This window comes from Parolsenella sp., from assembly GCF_982402205.1.
The window spans coordinates 1-14,475 of the sequence record NZ_CEVYAT010000029.1; the positions used below are offsets into that span (position 1 = coordinate 1).

Consider the following 14,475-nt stretch of genomic DNA (forward strand, 5'->3'; position numbering starts at 1 on the left):
GTGCAGTGGCGGGTCGAGCAGGCGGATCGTCACGGGCAGGCCGTCCATGGCGTCGAGAATCTCGTAGAAGTCGCCCTCCTGAGCGCGCGACAGCTCGTCGGCCGCGGCGGCGCGCTCCTCGTCGTTGTTGGCAAGGATGAAGCGCTGGATGATGTCCTTGCGCTCGCCCAGGAACATGTGCTCGGTGCGGGTGAGACCAATGCCCTCGGCGCCCAGCTCGAGCGACAGGCGGGCGTCTGCCGGGTTGTCGGCGTTGGCGCGCACGCCCAGGCGGCGCACGTCGTCGGCCCAGCCAAGGACCGTGGCGAGGTCGCCGGTGGTGCCGGGGCGCTCGAGGGCCACAGCGCCCAGCATGACCTCGCCGGTGCCGCCGTCGATGGAGACGACGTCGCCCTCGTGCAGCACCAGGTCGGTGCCGGCGACGCTTACCTGCTTGGCGGCCGCGTCGATGTGCAGCGCGTCGACGCCGCAGACGCAGGGCTTGCCCATGCCACGGGCGATGACGGCCGCGTGGCTCGTCTTGCCGCCGTGGCTCGTGAGGATGCCCTCGGCGGCGGTCATGCCGGCGAGGTCGTCGGGCGTGGTCTCCCAACGCACCAGAACGCAGGCCTGGCCGGCCTCGGCGGCGGCTACGGCGTCTGCCGCGGAGAAGACCACGGCGCCCACGGCGGCGCCGGGGCTCGCGTTGAGGCCGCGGGCGATGACGTTGCGCTCGGCACCCTTGGCGATCTGCGGGTGCATGAGCTGGTCGAGCTGGGCGGGGTTGATGCGCAGCAGCGCCTCCTCGCGGGTGATGAGGCCCTCGCGCTCGAGGTCGACGGCAATCTTGAGGGCCGCGGCGGCGGTGCGCTTGCCCACGCGGGTCTGCAGCATGTAGAGTTTGCCCTGCTCGATCGTGAACTCGATGTCCATCATGTCGCGGTAGTGGTTCTCGAGGATGCCAAAGATGCGCTCGAGCTGCTCGCCCGCCTCCTCGAGGCCGGGTGTGTGGCGCAGGGTCTCGATGGGCTCGGTGTTGCGGATGCCGGCCACGACGTCCTCGCCCTGGGCGTTCACCAGGTAGTCGCCGTAGAACTCGCGCTCGCCGGTGGCTGGGTTGCGCGTGAAGGCAACGCCGGAGGCGCTCGTGTTGCCCTTGTTGCCAAAGGCCATGGCCTGGACGTTCACCGCGGTGCCCAGGTCGTCGGCGATGTTGTTCTGCCTGCGGTAGAGGCGTGCGCGCTCGCAGTCCCAGGAGCCAAAGACGGCGGCCACGGCGAGCGTGAGCTGTACGGCCGGGTCCTGCGGGAACTGGCAGGCGCCGTCCTCGCCCACGAGCTCGGGGTGCTCCTCGGCGCTGACGTTCTCGGAGAAGATCTGCTTGAAGGTGGCGGCGAGATGTTGGAGCTGCTCAGTGTCGAGCTCGGTGTCGGCGGCGACGCCCGCGGCGGCCTTGGCGTCCTTGATGGCGTCCTCGAACAGGTCGGAGTCGATGCCCATGACCACGTTGGAGAACATCTGGATGAAGCGGCGGTAGCTGTCCCAGGCGAATCGGTCGTTGCTCGTCTGCTTGGCCAGGCCCAGCACGCTCGCGTCATTGAGGCCGAGGTCGAGCACCGTGTCCATCATGCCGGGCATGGAGAAGGGGGCGCCGGAGCGCACCGACACGAGCAGCGGGTCATCGGCGTCTCCCAGGCGCTTGCCGCAGCGGCGCTCGAGGTCGGCGCGGGCCTCGGCGATGCCGTCGAGCACGCCCTCGGGCCAGGCGTTGCCGCCGCGGGCGTAGTCCATGCATGTCTGGCAGGAGATGGTGAAGCCGGCGGGGACCGGAAGTCCGATGCGGGCCATCTCGGCGAGGTTCGCGCCCTTGCCGCCCAGGGTGAAGTTGTCGTGTGCCGTTCCCTCGGTGACGTCCGCGCCCGTCTCGTCCAGACCAAACCGCCAGATGCGCTTGTCCATCGCATGCCCTCCTGAGTCTAGGAACGGGGAGGCCCAAGCCCTCCCCGTTGTGCCTCGCACGCCCGTCACGTGCGACGTAAAGGAAGGTTAGCGCTGGTTGCCTTCTGAAATGACCACGAATACGTATACATATAACCCGCACAGTTAACTATCGATTAATGGTCAAGTTATACGGCCCTGCGGTAGGCGCGTGAGTGGGGCACATACCGTTTGCGGCCAAAAAGCGACCGTCTGCGGAAGTTGGCTCCGCAGACGGTCGCAAGAAGTTCGTATTCGGTTGGTGGCGCTGGGCGCTTGTTCATCCGTTTTACGTGTCGTCTGCTCCGGTTCATCCGTTTTACGTATTGGGAGGACCCTGGGTGCGTAATTTGGATGAACGAACGGGGCGGATGCGTAAAACGGACGAGCGGGCGAGGCGGGCTGCCATCGCGTCTCGCGCTGGTGCGCTTTACGCCTCGTGGGCCTCGACAGCGGCGCGCACGTGGCCATGGGCGGCCTCGAGAGCGGCCGCGGCCTCGTCTGCGCTGCAGCCGAGCAGGATCATGGTGATGGCGCGCTTGGCGTTGTTCTCGGAGGCGGCAAGGGCGTCGGCGGCCTGCTTGCGCGTGCAGTCGGTGGCCATCATGACGATGTTCTGGGCGCGCACGCGCAGCTTCTCGTTGGACTGCTTCACGTCGACCATGAGGTTCTGGTAGACCTTGCCGGCGGCCACCATCGAGCCGGTCGAAATCATGTTGAGCACGAGCTTCTGGGCGGTGCCGGCCTTGAGGCGCGTGGAGCCGGTGAGGACCTCGGGGCCGCAGACGGGCTCGATCGCGAGGTCTGCCACGGCGCCGATCTTGGAGCCCTCGTTGCAGGCGATGGCAACGGTCTTGCAGCCCACCTCGCGGGCGCGCGTAAGACCACCGATGACGTAGGGGGTGCGGCCACTCGCGGCAAGGCCAATCACGATGTCGCGGCTCTCGAGGGACAGGGCATCGAGGTCCGCCGCGCCCGCCTCGGCCTTGTCCTCGGCACCTTCGGCAGCCTTCACGAAGGCGCCCTCGCCACCGGCGATGAGGCCCACGACTGTGTCATAGGACACGCCAAAGGTGGGCGGGCACTCCACGGCGTCGAGCACGCCAAGCCTGCCCGAGGTGCCGGCGCCCAGGTAGATGATGCGCCCGCCGGCGTTCAGGGCCTCGCCAGCCCAGTCGATGGCGGTGGCAATCTGGGGCAGGACGCGGTCGATGCCCTCGATGACGCGGTTGTTCTCCTCGTTCATGACGCGAGCGATTTCGAGCGACGAGAACGTATCGAGCTCCATCGTCTTGGGGTTGCGCTGCTCGGTGGTGAGCTTGGTGAGGTCTAGCATGACGCCTCCGTTTGCCGACCAATGGGCCGGCGATCGCTTGTTGGGCCAAGCACATACTATATTGAGTTGAAGGCTCGGCCCGTACCTATTCTGCGAACGCGACATTCGGAGGCACCCATGCTTATCAGCGAGGTCATCGACCGCGTCAAGGCCTACTGCGGCAACGACTGGGATGGTCCCATCTACGACGACACGACCCGCGACAAGGTGCTGTGGGGTGCCACCGACGTCGAGTGCACGGGCATCGTGACCACGTGCTTTGCCTCGGCAGACGTCATCCGTGAGGCCGCTGGGCGCGGGGCCAACCTCATCATCTGCCACGAGGCGCTCTTCTGGAACCACGGCGACCACACCTGCTGGCTCGAGAACAACAGGACCTTCCAGGCCAAGCGGGTCCTTCTCGACGAGGCGGGCATCGCGGTGTGGCGCCTGCACGACCACATCCACTCGGGTGCCCCCGAGGACGGCCGCTTCGTCGACAGCATCTTCATGGGCCTTGCCGACAAGCTCGGCTGGCGCGACTACGTCACCGGCAACCCCGACCGTCCCATGAGCTTTGAGATTCCCGAGACGAGCGTGCTCGAGCTCGCGCGCTTCCTCGTGGGCCGTCTGGGCCTCAACGGCACGCGCATCGTGGGCGATGCCAACGCCCGCGTGCGCACGGTCATGGTGCCCACGCACCTCATCGGCGGGTCCGACAACATGGTCACGGCTCAGATGGACGCGGGCGTCGACTGCCTCGTGACGATGGAGGCGACCGACTTCACCACCTCGGAGTACGTGCGCGACTCCGCGCAGCTGGGGCTGGGAAAGGCCATGATTTGTATCGGCCACTTCAACGTGGAGGAGCCGGGCATGGAGTACATGCTGCGCTGGCTGCCCGAGGCGACCAGCGCCGACGTCCCCATGAGCTTCGTGCCCTCCGGCGATCCCTGGACCTACGTGCTGCCGTAGCTGGGACGCACCTGCTTTCGCACCGAAATGGCGCCCCGAACGGCCGCTTGGCGTGCCGATTCGAGTCGCCGCAGCTCCGCACCCATTTTTCGCGCTGGAGGGCCGCTGAGCACGTAAAAGCGGGTGCGGAGCTGGTTCGAGGGTCCTCTGTCTTACGTATTGCTTGACATGTCATGCAATCGGCGTATCCTACTGCGTCGGCAAATTGCTTGACATGTCAAGGAAGTGAGACCATGGACAACGAGAAGAGCTCCCAGCGTGAGGGCAGCTCGCTCTATGACATGCACACGGCCGTGCTGCGAGCCTTCCACGCCCAACGCGCGCTGCTGCGCCCCTACGGAGACACCCTGGGCCTGGGCCCCGGGCAGCCCAAGGTGCTGTCGTACCTCGCGGCGCGCGGCACCTCGACCCAGCGCGACATCGCGGTCTACTTCGCGGTGGACGCCGCGGCGGTGAGCCGCATGCTCGACACCCTGGCCCGCAAGGGCATGGTGACGGTGGCGCCCGCCGAGACGGACCGCCGCGCCAAGGCCGTGACGCTCACCGAGGCCGGCCACGAGACCGTGCGCGCCTGGGACGAGCGCTGCGCCGAGGTCGAGCAGATCATGCTCGACGGCATCGACGAGGCCGACCGCGCCCAGCTCGAGGAGCTGCTCGAGCGCGTGCGCGCGAACCTCGTGGCGGCCCGCCGCGGCCGCGACGCCGCCTGCGGCAGCTCGCGCCCGGCCAGCGCGAGGGGAGGCGAGCGCGCATGAGCGACCTCAAGCTGATTCTGCGCTACCTGGGCCCCTACCGGCGCGACTTCGTGCTCGCGGCCATCTGCATGGTGTTCGAGGGAACCCTCGAGCTCATGATCCCGTTTCTCACCGCGGGCCTCATCGACCAGGGTATCGTGGCGCACGACCTCTCCAACGTCTGGGCAACCGGCGCGCTGATGCTCGTCTGCGGCGTCGTGGCCATGGGCTTTGGCATGGCCTTCTCGCGCTGCTCGGCCCGCGCGGCCATGGGCCTGGGCGCCAACCTGCGCGACGCCCAGTTCGAGGCGGTGCAGCGCCTGTCGTTTGAGAACCTCGACCACTTTGAAACCTCGTCGCTCGTGACGCGCATGACCACCGACGTTACGGTGATCCAGAACGCGCTGATGAACGGCTTTAGGCCCATGATGCGCGGGCCCGTCATGTTCACGGCGGGACTTGTGCTCGCGAGCCTGCTGTCGCTGCGTCTGGCCTGCGTCTTCTTCGTGATGCTGCCGCTGCTTGCCGTGGCGCTCGTGCTCATCGTGCGCCAGGTGGCGCCGCTCTACGGGGCCCTGCAGCGTGTCATGGACGCTCTCAACGACAGCGTGCAGGAGAGTGTCACGGCCATCCGCGCCGTCAAGGCCTTCGTGCGCGACGAGTGGGTCGAGGGTCGCTTTGGCGCGGTGAACGACGAGCTCGCCGCCACCTCCACCAAGACCTTCTCGCTCGCGGTGCTCAATCTGCCGCTGTTCCAGACGGTGATGTACGCGTCCGACGTCTTGATCCTCGCCCTGGGAGGCTCGATGATCCTCGCGGGCGAGCTCAAGGTAGGCGAACTCACGGGCTTCATGAGCTACGTGCTGCAGATCACCAACTCGCTCATGATGATCTCCAACGTGTTCCTCCTCATGACGCGCGCCCTCACGAGCGTTCAGCGCGTGGGCGAGGTGCTGTGCGAGGAGCCCGCCATCGCGAGCCCCGCGCACGCCATTGCCACCGTGCCGGACGGCTCCATCGAGCTCGACCACGTGAGCTTTCGCTACAACGCGAGCGCCGCGGAAGACGTGCTGCACGACGTGTGCCTCACGGTCCCCGCGGGCTCGACCGTGGGCGTGCTGGGCGGCACGGGCTCGGGCAAGAGCTCGCTCGTGCAGCTGCTCGCGCGCCTCTACGACGCAAGCGACGGACATGTGCTCGTGGGAGGCCACGACGTGCGCGACTACGACCTCGAGGCATTGCGCCGCAGCGTGGGCGTGGTGTTGCAGACGAGCGTGCTCTTCTCGGGAACGGTGCGCGAGAACCTGCTGTGGGGCCGTGCGGACGCCAGCGACGCCGAGCTGCTCGAAGCCTGCCGCGTGGCGGCCGTCGACGAGTTCCTCGACCGCATCGGCGGGCTCGACGCGGACCTGGGCCAGGGAGGCGGCAACGTCTCGGGCGGCCAGCGCCAGCGCCTGTGCATCGCCCGCGCCCTCGTGCGCAGGCCTAAGGTGCTCGTGCTCGACGACTCGACGAGCGCCGTCGACATGGCGACCGACGCGCGCATCCGCGAGGGGCTTGCGGCGCTCACGGACGTCACGAAGGTCATCGTGGCGCAGCGCGTGGCCAGCGTGGCCGACGCCGACCAGGTCGTGATCCTCGACAACGGGCGGGTGCATGCGGTGGGCTCGCCTGCCGAGCTCCTCGCAAGCGACCCCATCTACCAGGAGCTCTATCGCACTCAGGTTGCGGAAGGGGATGAGCGCTAATGGCCGTCATGACAACGAAGAGTGGCTCCGCCAAGCCGCGCAACCTGGGCGCCGTGGTGCGCCGCCTGCTCGACTACATGGGTGCCGCACGCGTCATGCTGCTCGTGGTGGGCGTGCTTGCGAGCGTGTGCGCCGTCTGCCAGCTGGCCGGCACCTACATGATCAAGCCCGTGGTGAACTGCCTCACGGCGGGCGACGTGGGCGGCTTCTGGGCGGGCGTGGCACTCGCGGCCGTCATCTACGTCGCGGGCGCGGCGAGCGCCCTGGGCTACACCCAGACGATGGTGCGCGCCGCTCAGCGCGTGGTTTCCGACATCCGCCGCGACCTGTTTGCGCACCTGCAGACCCTGCCCGTGTCGTTCTTTGACCGCATCCGTACGGGCGACGTCATGAGCCTGTTCACCAATGACGTCGACACCGTGGCCGAGGCTTTCAACAACAGCTTCGCCAACGTCATCCAGGCGGCCATCCAGGCCGTGGGCACGCTGGTGCTGCTGTTCGTCCTCGACTGGCGCCTCTCCGTCGTGACCGTGGCGTGCGACGTGGCCCTCATCGCCTACGTGCGCATCGCGGGCCGCAAGAGCTCGCGGTTCTTCTCGAAGATGCAGGGCACCCTGGGCGAGCTCGACGGCTACATCCAGGAGATGTGCGCGGGCCAGAAGGTCGTGGCCGCCTACACGCACGAGCGCGAGAGCCTCGCCGGCTTTCGCGAGCGCAACGAGCGCCTGCGAAAGCAGGGCACCGCGGCCCAGACCTACGCCGCCACGATGGTGCCCATTACCGTGGCGATGACCTACACCAACTACGCCATCGTGGCCGTGATGGGCTCGCTTCTGGCCGCGGCCGGCCTCACCGACATGGGCAGCCTCGCGAGCTACCTCGTGTTCGTTCGCCAGGCGGCCATGCCCTTCAACCAGGTGACGCAGCTGGGCAACTTCCTTTTGGGAGCGCTCGCCGGCGCCGAGCGCATCTTCTCCGCTATGGACGAGAGGTCCGAGGTGGACGAGGGCAAGGTCGAGCTCGTGCGCCTGGGACAGGACGCGCAGGGCCCCGAGCGCGCCGCGGCGGGCGCTTTGGGCTGGGGCTGGAGGCTGCCCGATGGCGAGGTGCGCCCCCTCGCGGGAGACGTGCGCTTCCATGACGTGACCTTTGGCTACGAGCCGGGTCGCGACGTGCTCGCGAACCTGTCGCTGTTTGCCAAGCCGGGCCAGAAGATCGCCTTCGTGGGCTCTACCGGCGCGGGCAAGACCACGATCACCAACCTCATCAACCGCTTCTACGAGGTGGGCGCGGGCCAGATCACCTACGACGGCATCGACGTGCGCGACATCGGCAAGAGGAGCCTGCGCCACAGCCTGGGCATCGTACTGCAGGACACGCACCTCTTTAGCGGCACCGTTGCCGACAACATCCGCTTTGGCAAGCTCGACGCCACCGACGAGGAGGTGCGCGCCGCGGCTCGCACCGCCAACGCCGATGGCTTCATCAGCCGCCTGCCGCAGGGCTACGACACCCTCGTGACGGCCGACGGCGCTAACCTCTCGGCGGGCCAACGCCAGCTTTTGGCCATTGCCCGCGCGGCCGTGGCCAACCCCGCGGTGCTCATCCTCGACGAGGCCACGAGCTCGGTCGACACACGCACCGAGGCCCTCATCGAGCGCGGCATGGACGCGCTCATGGCGGGGCGCACGGTCTTCGTCATCGCGCATCGCCTCTCCACGGTGAGAAACGCCAACGCCATCATGGTGCTCGAGCACGGGCGCATCGTGGAGCGCGGCACGCACGAGGAGCTGCTCGCGAGCCACGGCGAGTACTGGCAGCTGTACCATGGGATGAGGGAGCTCTCCTAGCCCTTGCCCCATGCGCGCCTTTGCGTGCGCGGGCGCTTTGGGCGGCGGGTTTCCGAGACAAACACGACCTCGGGGCCCGCCGCCTCGTGATGGGAGACGCACATGAGCGAGCCGCTTGCGCGCATCAAGAACTACGAGGACATGGGCCTTGGCCTGTTCGTTCACTGGGGACTCTACTCGCAGCTCTCGTGTGGCGAGTGGACCGAGTTCATCCACGAGCGCCCCCAGGAGCAGTACGAGCGCCTGATGGAGACCTTCACGGCCGAGGACTTCGACGCGGCAGGCCTCGTGGCCGCGGCCAAGGAGATGGGCGCGGGCTACATCACGCTCACGACCAAGCACCACGAGGGCTTCTTCCTCTACGACACCTGTGGCCTGTCCGACTTCGACGCGCCCCACAGCGCGGCCGGCCGCGACCTCATCCGCGAGTTCGTCGACGCCTGCCACGAGGGTGGCATCAAGCCGTTCTTCTACATGGCCACCTATGACTGGCACAGCCCGCTCTACGAGACGGACTTCGACGCCTACCTCGAGTACCTGCGCCGCTCGGTCGAGATCCTGTGCACCAACTACGGCGAGGTGGGCGGATTCTGGTTCGACGGCAACTGGAACAAGAAGGACGCGGACTGGAAGCTCCCCGAGCTCTACGGGACCATCCGCAGATACCAGCCCGAGGCCATCGTCATCAACAATACCGGCCTCAAGAACCGCGGCAAGATCATCGACCCCGAGATCGACGTCACGACTTACGAACGCCGCATCTCCGGCGAGGTCAACCACGGCCCTGCGGACGGCAAGTACGTCGCCGGCGAGGTCTCGGTCACCACGAACAAGCACTGGGGCTGCGCCGCGAACGACCTCGACTACAAGAGCCCGCGCGAGCTCATCGAGACCATCGCCAACGCTCGCCGCGCCGGCGCTAACGTCCTCGTGAACATCGGCCCCACGGCCACGGGCGCCATCGCGCCGCTGCAGCGCGAGTACCTGCGGCTCATTGGCCGTTGGATGAAGATGGCGGGACCGTCCGTGCACACCGCACGCCCCAGCGCCACACTCGTGGCGAACGGCGGCATCCGCGACTTTGCGCTCGACGACGCCGGCGTGAGCTACCTGTTCGTGCACGACCTGGCCATCGTGGGCAACGAGAACGTGACGCTGGGCGGCGAGGGCTCCAACCTTCGCTCGTTCACGGGAGCCACGCGCCCGGTCGCGCGCATCAGCTGGCTCGATGACGGCGGCGAGGTTCCTTTCATGCAGGACTGCGGGCGCGGCACGCTCACGGTCGACGCCAACGGCTTCACCTACGGCAGCGACTGGGTCGTGCGCATCGCACGCGTCGAGTATCGGTAGGGAGGCCAGGCCATGCTGCTGCACAGGTCTGAGCATGAGGGGCGCGCCGGGCAGTCCGCTCGCGTGCTCCATGGTGTGAACCTCGCGGGTTGGCTCGTGCTCGAGCCATGGGTGACGCCGTCGCTCTTCTCGGGCACCGGGGCCTTCAGCGAGGCGGAGCTCGCGGACGCCATGGCGCCCGGGCGCTTCGACGCGCTTCTCGCACGCCATCGCGCGAGCTTCATTGACGAGGGCGACTTTGCGCGCATCGCCCAGCGCGGCTTTGATGCCGTGCGCCTGCAGGTGCCGTGGTTCGTCCTGGGCGACGAGGGCCCCATGCCCGGGCCCGCCGCGGGCTGCGTCGAGTACGTCGACGCAGCGATGGACTGGGCCGAGGCCGCGGGCGTGTCGGTGCTGCTCGACGTCGCCGTGGCGCCGGGTGCGGACCCCACCTCGCCCTCGAGCTTCTTTGGCGACACGCGTACCTTCAGGCAGGCCATGCTCGACGTGGTGGGCTCGCTCGCAGACCGCTACGCGGACCGCGAGAGCTTTTTGGGCATCGAGCCCATCGACGAGGTGCGGGGACGCGCCCGCCGGGGCCTGTCGCTGGTCGAGGGCGTGCCGCCCCACCTCATCCGCAACTTCTACCGCGATGCCTACGACGTGCTGCGCGCGGCGGCGGGCGAGCGGCCCGTTCTCGTGCTGCACGACGCCTACCTGCCCGACGCCTGGCGTGCGTTCATGAGCCCCGCGCGCTACGTCAACGTATGGCTCGACAGCCACATCTACCACTACGACCAGGCCATGGGGGCGGCCGGCCCCGCCGGCGTGAGGCGCCTGGTCAAGGAGTCTGCCGACTACCTGGCCCGCGCGCGCAGGAGCGGCCTACCCGTGATGGTGGGCGAGTGGTCGAGCGCGCTGCCGCTCGCGAGCGCCGGCATGACGCCGGAAGGGCGCATCGCGCTCGAGCGCGTCTACGCAGCCGGGCAGATGGGTGCCTTCGCGGGAGGCGCCGGCTGGTTCTTCCAGACGTGGAAGACCGAGGCGAGGCTCTCGAGCTGGGATGCGCGCGTGGCGCTCTCGAGCTTTGAGACGGGGATGTTCGACTAGCGATGGGGGAGTGCGTGGAGACCAACGAGCAGCAGGTGGAGACGGGTGCCGGTGCCGTGCGAAGGGATGGTGGCGGCATGCTGAGCCTGGTGGGCACGCCCATCGGCAACCTGTCGGACGCGAGCCCCCGCGTGCTCGACACCCTACGCGGCGCAGACGTGGTCTTGTGCGAGGACACGCGCGTGACCTCGAAGTTGTTGGCGCGCTTCGAGATTCGCGTGCCGCTCGAGCGCTGCGACGAGAACGTCATCGCGAGCCGCGTCGAGAGCGTGCTGGGCCGCGTGTCGGCCGGCGCGCGCATTGCGTTCGTGAGCGATGCTGGCATGCCGGGCGTCTCCGACCCCGGCCAGAGGCTGGTCGATGCCGCGCTCGACGAGGGCTTGCCCATCGAGGTGATTCCTGGACCCAGCGCCGTGACGTGCGCCCTCGTGGCGTCTGGTCTGGGCATGGAGCACTTCTTCTTCGAGGGCTTTCTGCCGAGAAAGGCCGGCGAGCGTGCGCGGCGGCTGGCCGAGCTCGCCGCGATTCCTGGCGCGCTCGTGTTCTACGAGAGCCCGCACCGCGTGGTCGCCACGCTCGACTCGCTTGCCAAGGCCTTTCCGGCGCGCCGCGTGGCGCTCGTGCGCGAGCTCACGAAGCTTCACGAGGAGTGCGTGCGCGACGTCTCCGGCGCGCTTGCCGAGCGCATCCGCGAGCGTGGCGAGGTGCGTGGCGAGTGCGTGATCGTGGTCGAGGGGCCTAGCGCGGCCGAGCTCGAGGGGCTGCGAGTGGCCGCGGCGAGCGGACCGGCCACCATCGAGGAGGCCATCGCCGAGGGGCTGGCGGTGGGGGAGCCCAAGAGTGCTCTGGCAAAGCGCCTGGCCAAGCAGTTTGGCATCCCAAAATCCGAGGTCTACGACAAACTCGTCTAACCCCGCATGGCTGTAAAAGGAAACCTGCAAAAGGGACAGTCCCTTTTGCAGGTTTCTTGATGTTGGTCTAGGTTACCCGCGCTTGGAGCCCTGACGGCGGATGCCGCCCTTGTGGCCGCATGCCTTGTTGGGGCCGATGCCCGCTGCGCGCGCGGGTCCGCCAAATGTCTGCCGTCCGCGCTGCTGCTTGGCCGGCAGGGGCATATCGTAGTGGCGTTTGGCGCCGCTGGGCTTCGTCATCGCTGGTCTCCTTCGCATTCCGACCCGCTTACGGTAGCGTCTTTCCATCGTGATTCCAAGCGCATCCGGCATCGATGTCATGGCCAGCGGCATCCGCCTCTCTCAAAAAACCGCCGAGGCCAGCCTGTGGCTGGTCCCGGCGGTCATGCACCGCGCAATGGTGCGAGGCCTATCGAAGATCTTCCCTACTGCAGCGAGTGACTCAGGAAGTCCCTGCCCTGCTCGCTCGCGAAGGCGACCACACGGTCACCGGCGCTAAACGCGGTGTCACCGTTGGGGATGAGGATGTTGCCCTCATGCTCGAGGGCAACAAAGACCAGGCCGTCGGGAATCTGGAGCTCGGCAATCGACTTGCCCACCATCGCGGAGCGCGGGCGAACCTCGCCCTGGACGATCTCGTGACCATCCTTTCCGAGGCGCATGATAGTGAAGACGTCCTCCATGTCGAGACCCTCTTCGACGGACTTCGCGATGATGTCCGCCTGGTCAACGGCGATGTCGACGCCCATAGACTCGTCGAACATCCAGGCATTTGCCGGGTTGTTCACACGGGCGACGACGCGATTTACGCCGTACTCCATCTTGGCGAGCATAGCGACCACGAGGTTGACCTCGTCATCGCCCGTTACGGCAATAATGACGTCGGCCTGGAGTACGCCGGCCTCTTCAAGGACATCCGGGCTCGAACCCATGCCCCTCACAACGGAACCCTCGGGCAGCTTCTCCTCGAGGCGCTGCGCAACGGCCTTCCTTGACTCGACGATGCGAACGTTGTAACCGCGGTTGCCCAACAGAGTGGCGAGGTAGGAACCAACCTTGCCGCCGCCGACAATGATGATGTTCATACAGCCTCCTAATCCGTCATGCCGAGCATGGCGCGGAACTTGCTTGCCGAGGTCGCCTGGACGGCGGCGTAGATGATGTCGCCGTGGTCGAGGACCGTGCCCTGGGTGGGAACGAAGGTCTCGTTGTCGTGAGAGACGGCGACGATGCTAATCTCGCCAATGGCGGTGAGCTCGCGAACGGGACTGCCCTCGAGCATCGGCGGCACGTCGGCACGAACGAGGCGCACGTCGCCGGAACCGATGCCGGTGACGTCATCGAGCTCGTTGAAGGTCAGGAGCTCGCAGACGCGCCTCACGCCCCAGTCGGTGGTCGAGATGCTCTGGATGCCGAGCCTGCGGTACGTCTCGGCATTGCCGATCTCGTACAGGCGCGCGATGACGCGCGGGACGCGATAGGTCTGTCGGGAGATGCGGGCGACGACGATGTTCGTCTCGTCAGAAGCGGTACAGGCGATGACGGCGCTCGCACGATCGATGCCGGCGGCAGCAAGAACCTCACGGTCGAATCCGACGCCCGCGACGGTCTGGCCGCCGAACGTGGGGCCGAGTGCCTTGAGGCGCTCGGGGTCCTGGTCGATGGCGCAGACCTCGTAGCCCTGCCTGTCGAGCTTGCGAGCGAGGCTCGTGCCCATGCGGCCCATTCCTACGACGATAACTTTCATCTTTACCTCTTTTCCGGTGCCTGCTTGATGGCGACGCCGTTGCGATCGATGTGGTTCCTCTTGCGAACGATGGCCTTTCGGGCCTCCTCGAGGAGGAGGATGACGGGCGGCAGCAGCACCAGGAACACGAAGTCATTCAGGACGAGCGGGCTGGTGTGGAAGACGCTCTGGAAGGGCGGGAACAGCGTGATGAAGATGATGAGTGCGATCTCGAAGAGAATACCCTTGTTGATCTGCTTGTTGGAGAACAGACCCACTGAGAAGACGGATGCGGTCTCCGTGCGGCAGTTCCAGACCTCGCCGATCTGCGTGAAGACGATGGCCGCAAGTGCCATGGTCGTCGCGCGGACGTAGATCGGATCAAGGTCGTTGCCTACGCCAAACATCTCGATGCCGGGGTGCCAGCCATTCATGACCTGGCAGAACATGAACGCAGCGAAGGAGAACAGGGCGCCGAGCATTCCGTACCACAGGAAGGCCTTACGCATGACCTTGCCGGAGAGCAGCGGCTCGTTGGGGTTGCGAGGCGGGTTAGCCATGACGTCAGCCTCGGGAGGCTCGGTGCCAAGACCAAGGGCGGGCAGCATGTCGGTGCCAAGGTCGATGGTGAGGATCTGCATCGTCGTGAGCGGCAGCGGCACGGCGCCACCGGAGAGCAGGTAGATCGCAGAGGGGACAGCCTCGGGCACGTTGGAGTTCAGGATGTAAAGCATGAACTTCCTGATGTTCGCGTAGACCGCGCGGCCCTCTTCGATGGCGTGGACGATCGAGGCGAAGTTGTCATCGGTCAGGATCATGTC

13 protein-coding genes are annotated in these 14,475 nt (G+C 67.1%); 7 read left to right on the plus strand and 6 right to left on the minus strand.

Annotation, left to right across the window (positions count from 1 at the left end):
* Together ppdK and murQ are read right to left on the minus strand one after the other, a co-directional pair.
* Positions 1-1,938, minus strand: a 1,938-nt coding sequence (gene ppdK / locus AC1VTH_RS02995) for a pyruvate, phosphate dikinase (protein ID WP_481334613.1), incomplete at its 3' end; no start/stop codon positions are given.
* Between the two features lie 448 nt (positions 1,939-2,386).
* Positions 2,387-3,292 (minus strand): N-acetylmuramic acid 6-phosphate etherase, encoded by a 906-nt coding sequence (gene murQ, locus AC1VTH_RS03000; RefSeq protein WP_481334614.1) that lies wholly within the window; start codon positions 3,290-3,292, stop codon positions 2,387-2,389.
* A 117-nt stretch (positions 3,293-3,409) separates the two neighbouring features.
* On the opposite strand from murQ, the gene AC1VTH_RS03005 reads away from it, so the two are divergent.
* From AC1VTH_RS03005 to rsmI, 7 genes are all read left to right on the plus strand, one after another.
* Complete coding sequence (locus AC1VTH_RS03005; RefSeq protein WP_481334615.1) at positions 3,410-4,246, plus strand: Nif3-like dinuclear metal center hexameric protein; 837 nt, start codon at positions 3,410-3,412, stop codon at positions 4,244-4,246.
* Between the two features lie 233 nt (positions 4,247-4,479).
* Positions 4,480-5,001, plus strand: coding sequence for a MarR family winged helix-turn-helix transcriptional regulator (locus AC1VTH_RS03010; RefSeq protein WP_481334616.1), 522 nt, complete (start codon positions 4,480-4,482; stop codon positions 4,999-5,001).
* A complete protein-coding gene (locus tag AC1VTH_RS03015) occupies positions 4,998-6,728 on the plus strand; it encodes an ABC transporter ATP-binding protein (protein WP_481334618.1) in 1,731 nt (576 codons plus the stop codon). The genes AC1VTH_RS03010 and AC1VTH_RS03015 overlap by 4 nt, the downstream gene beginning before the upstream one ends.
* Positions 6,728-8,578, plus strand: a complete 1,851-nt coding sequence (locus tag AC1VTH_RS03020; protein ID WP_481334620.1) for an ABC transporter ATP-binding protein — start codon at positions 6,728-6,730, stop codon at positions 8,576-8,578. Before AC1VTH_RS03015 ends, AC1VTH_RS03020 begins: the two co-directional genes overlap by 1 nt.
* Before the next feature lie 102 nt (positions 8,579-8,680).
* Positions 8,681-9,928: an alpha-L-fucosidase gene (locus AC1VTH_RS03025; protein ID WP_481334621.1), complete on the plus strand. Its 1,248-nt coding sequence runs from the start codon at positions 8,681-8,683 to the stop codon at positions 9,926-9,928.
* A gap of 12 nt (positions 9,929-9,940) precedes the next feature.
* Positions 9,941-11,017 carry a glycoside hydrolase family 5 protein gene (locus tag AC1VTH_RS03030; protein WP_481334623.1) on the plus strand — a complete coding sequence of 359 codons (1,077 nt, stop codon included), beginning with the start codon at positions 9,941-9,943 and terminating at the stop codon, positions 11,015-11,017.
* A 77-nt stretch (positions 11,018-11,094) separates the two neighbouring features.
* A complete protein-coding gene (gene rsmI, locus AC1VTH_RS03035) occupies positions 11,095-11,928 on the plus strand; it encodes a 16S rRNA (cytidine(1402)-2'-O)-methyltransferase (RefSeq protein WP_481334629.1) in 834 nt (277 codons plus the stop codon).
* Positions 11,929-12,000: 72 nt separating this feature from the next.
* Here the strand turns inward: rsmI and AC1VTH_RS03040 are convergent, their stop codons facing one another.
* The 4 genes from AC1VTH_RS03040 to AC1VTH_RS03055 form a co-directional block, all read right to left on the minus strand.
* On the minus strand, positions 12,001-12,168 hold the full coding sequence (locus AC1VTH_RS03040; RefSeq protein ID WP_117205350.1) for an integrase: 168 nt from the start codon (positions 12,166-12,168) through the stop codon (positions 12,001-12,003).
* Between the two features lie 185 nt (positions 12,169-12,353).
* Positions 12,354-13,013, minus strand: a complete 660-nt coding sequence (locus tag AC1VTH_RS03045) for an NAD-binding protein (protein WP_481334625.1) — start codon at positions 13,011-13,013, stop codon at positions 12,354-12,356.
* A gap of 8 nt (positions 13,014-13,021) precedes the next feature.
* Positions 13,022-13,675 (minus strand): potassium channel family protein, encoded by a 654-nt coding sequence (locus AC1VTH_RS03050; RefSeq protein ID WP_126422528.1) that lies wholly within the window; start codon positions 13,673-13,675, stop codon positions 13,022-13,024.
* A 2-nt stretch (positions 13,676-13,677) separates the two neighbouring features.
* A partial coding sequence (locus AC1VTH_RS03055; protein WP_481334627.1) for a cation transporting ATPase C-terminal domain-containing protein occupies positions 13,678-14,475 on the minus strand: 798 nt, incomplete at its 5' end.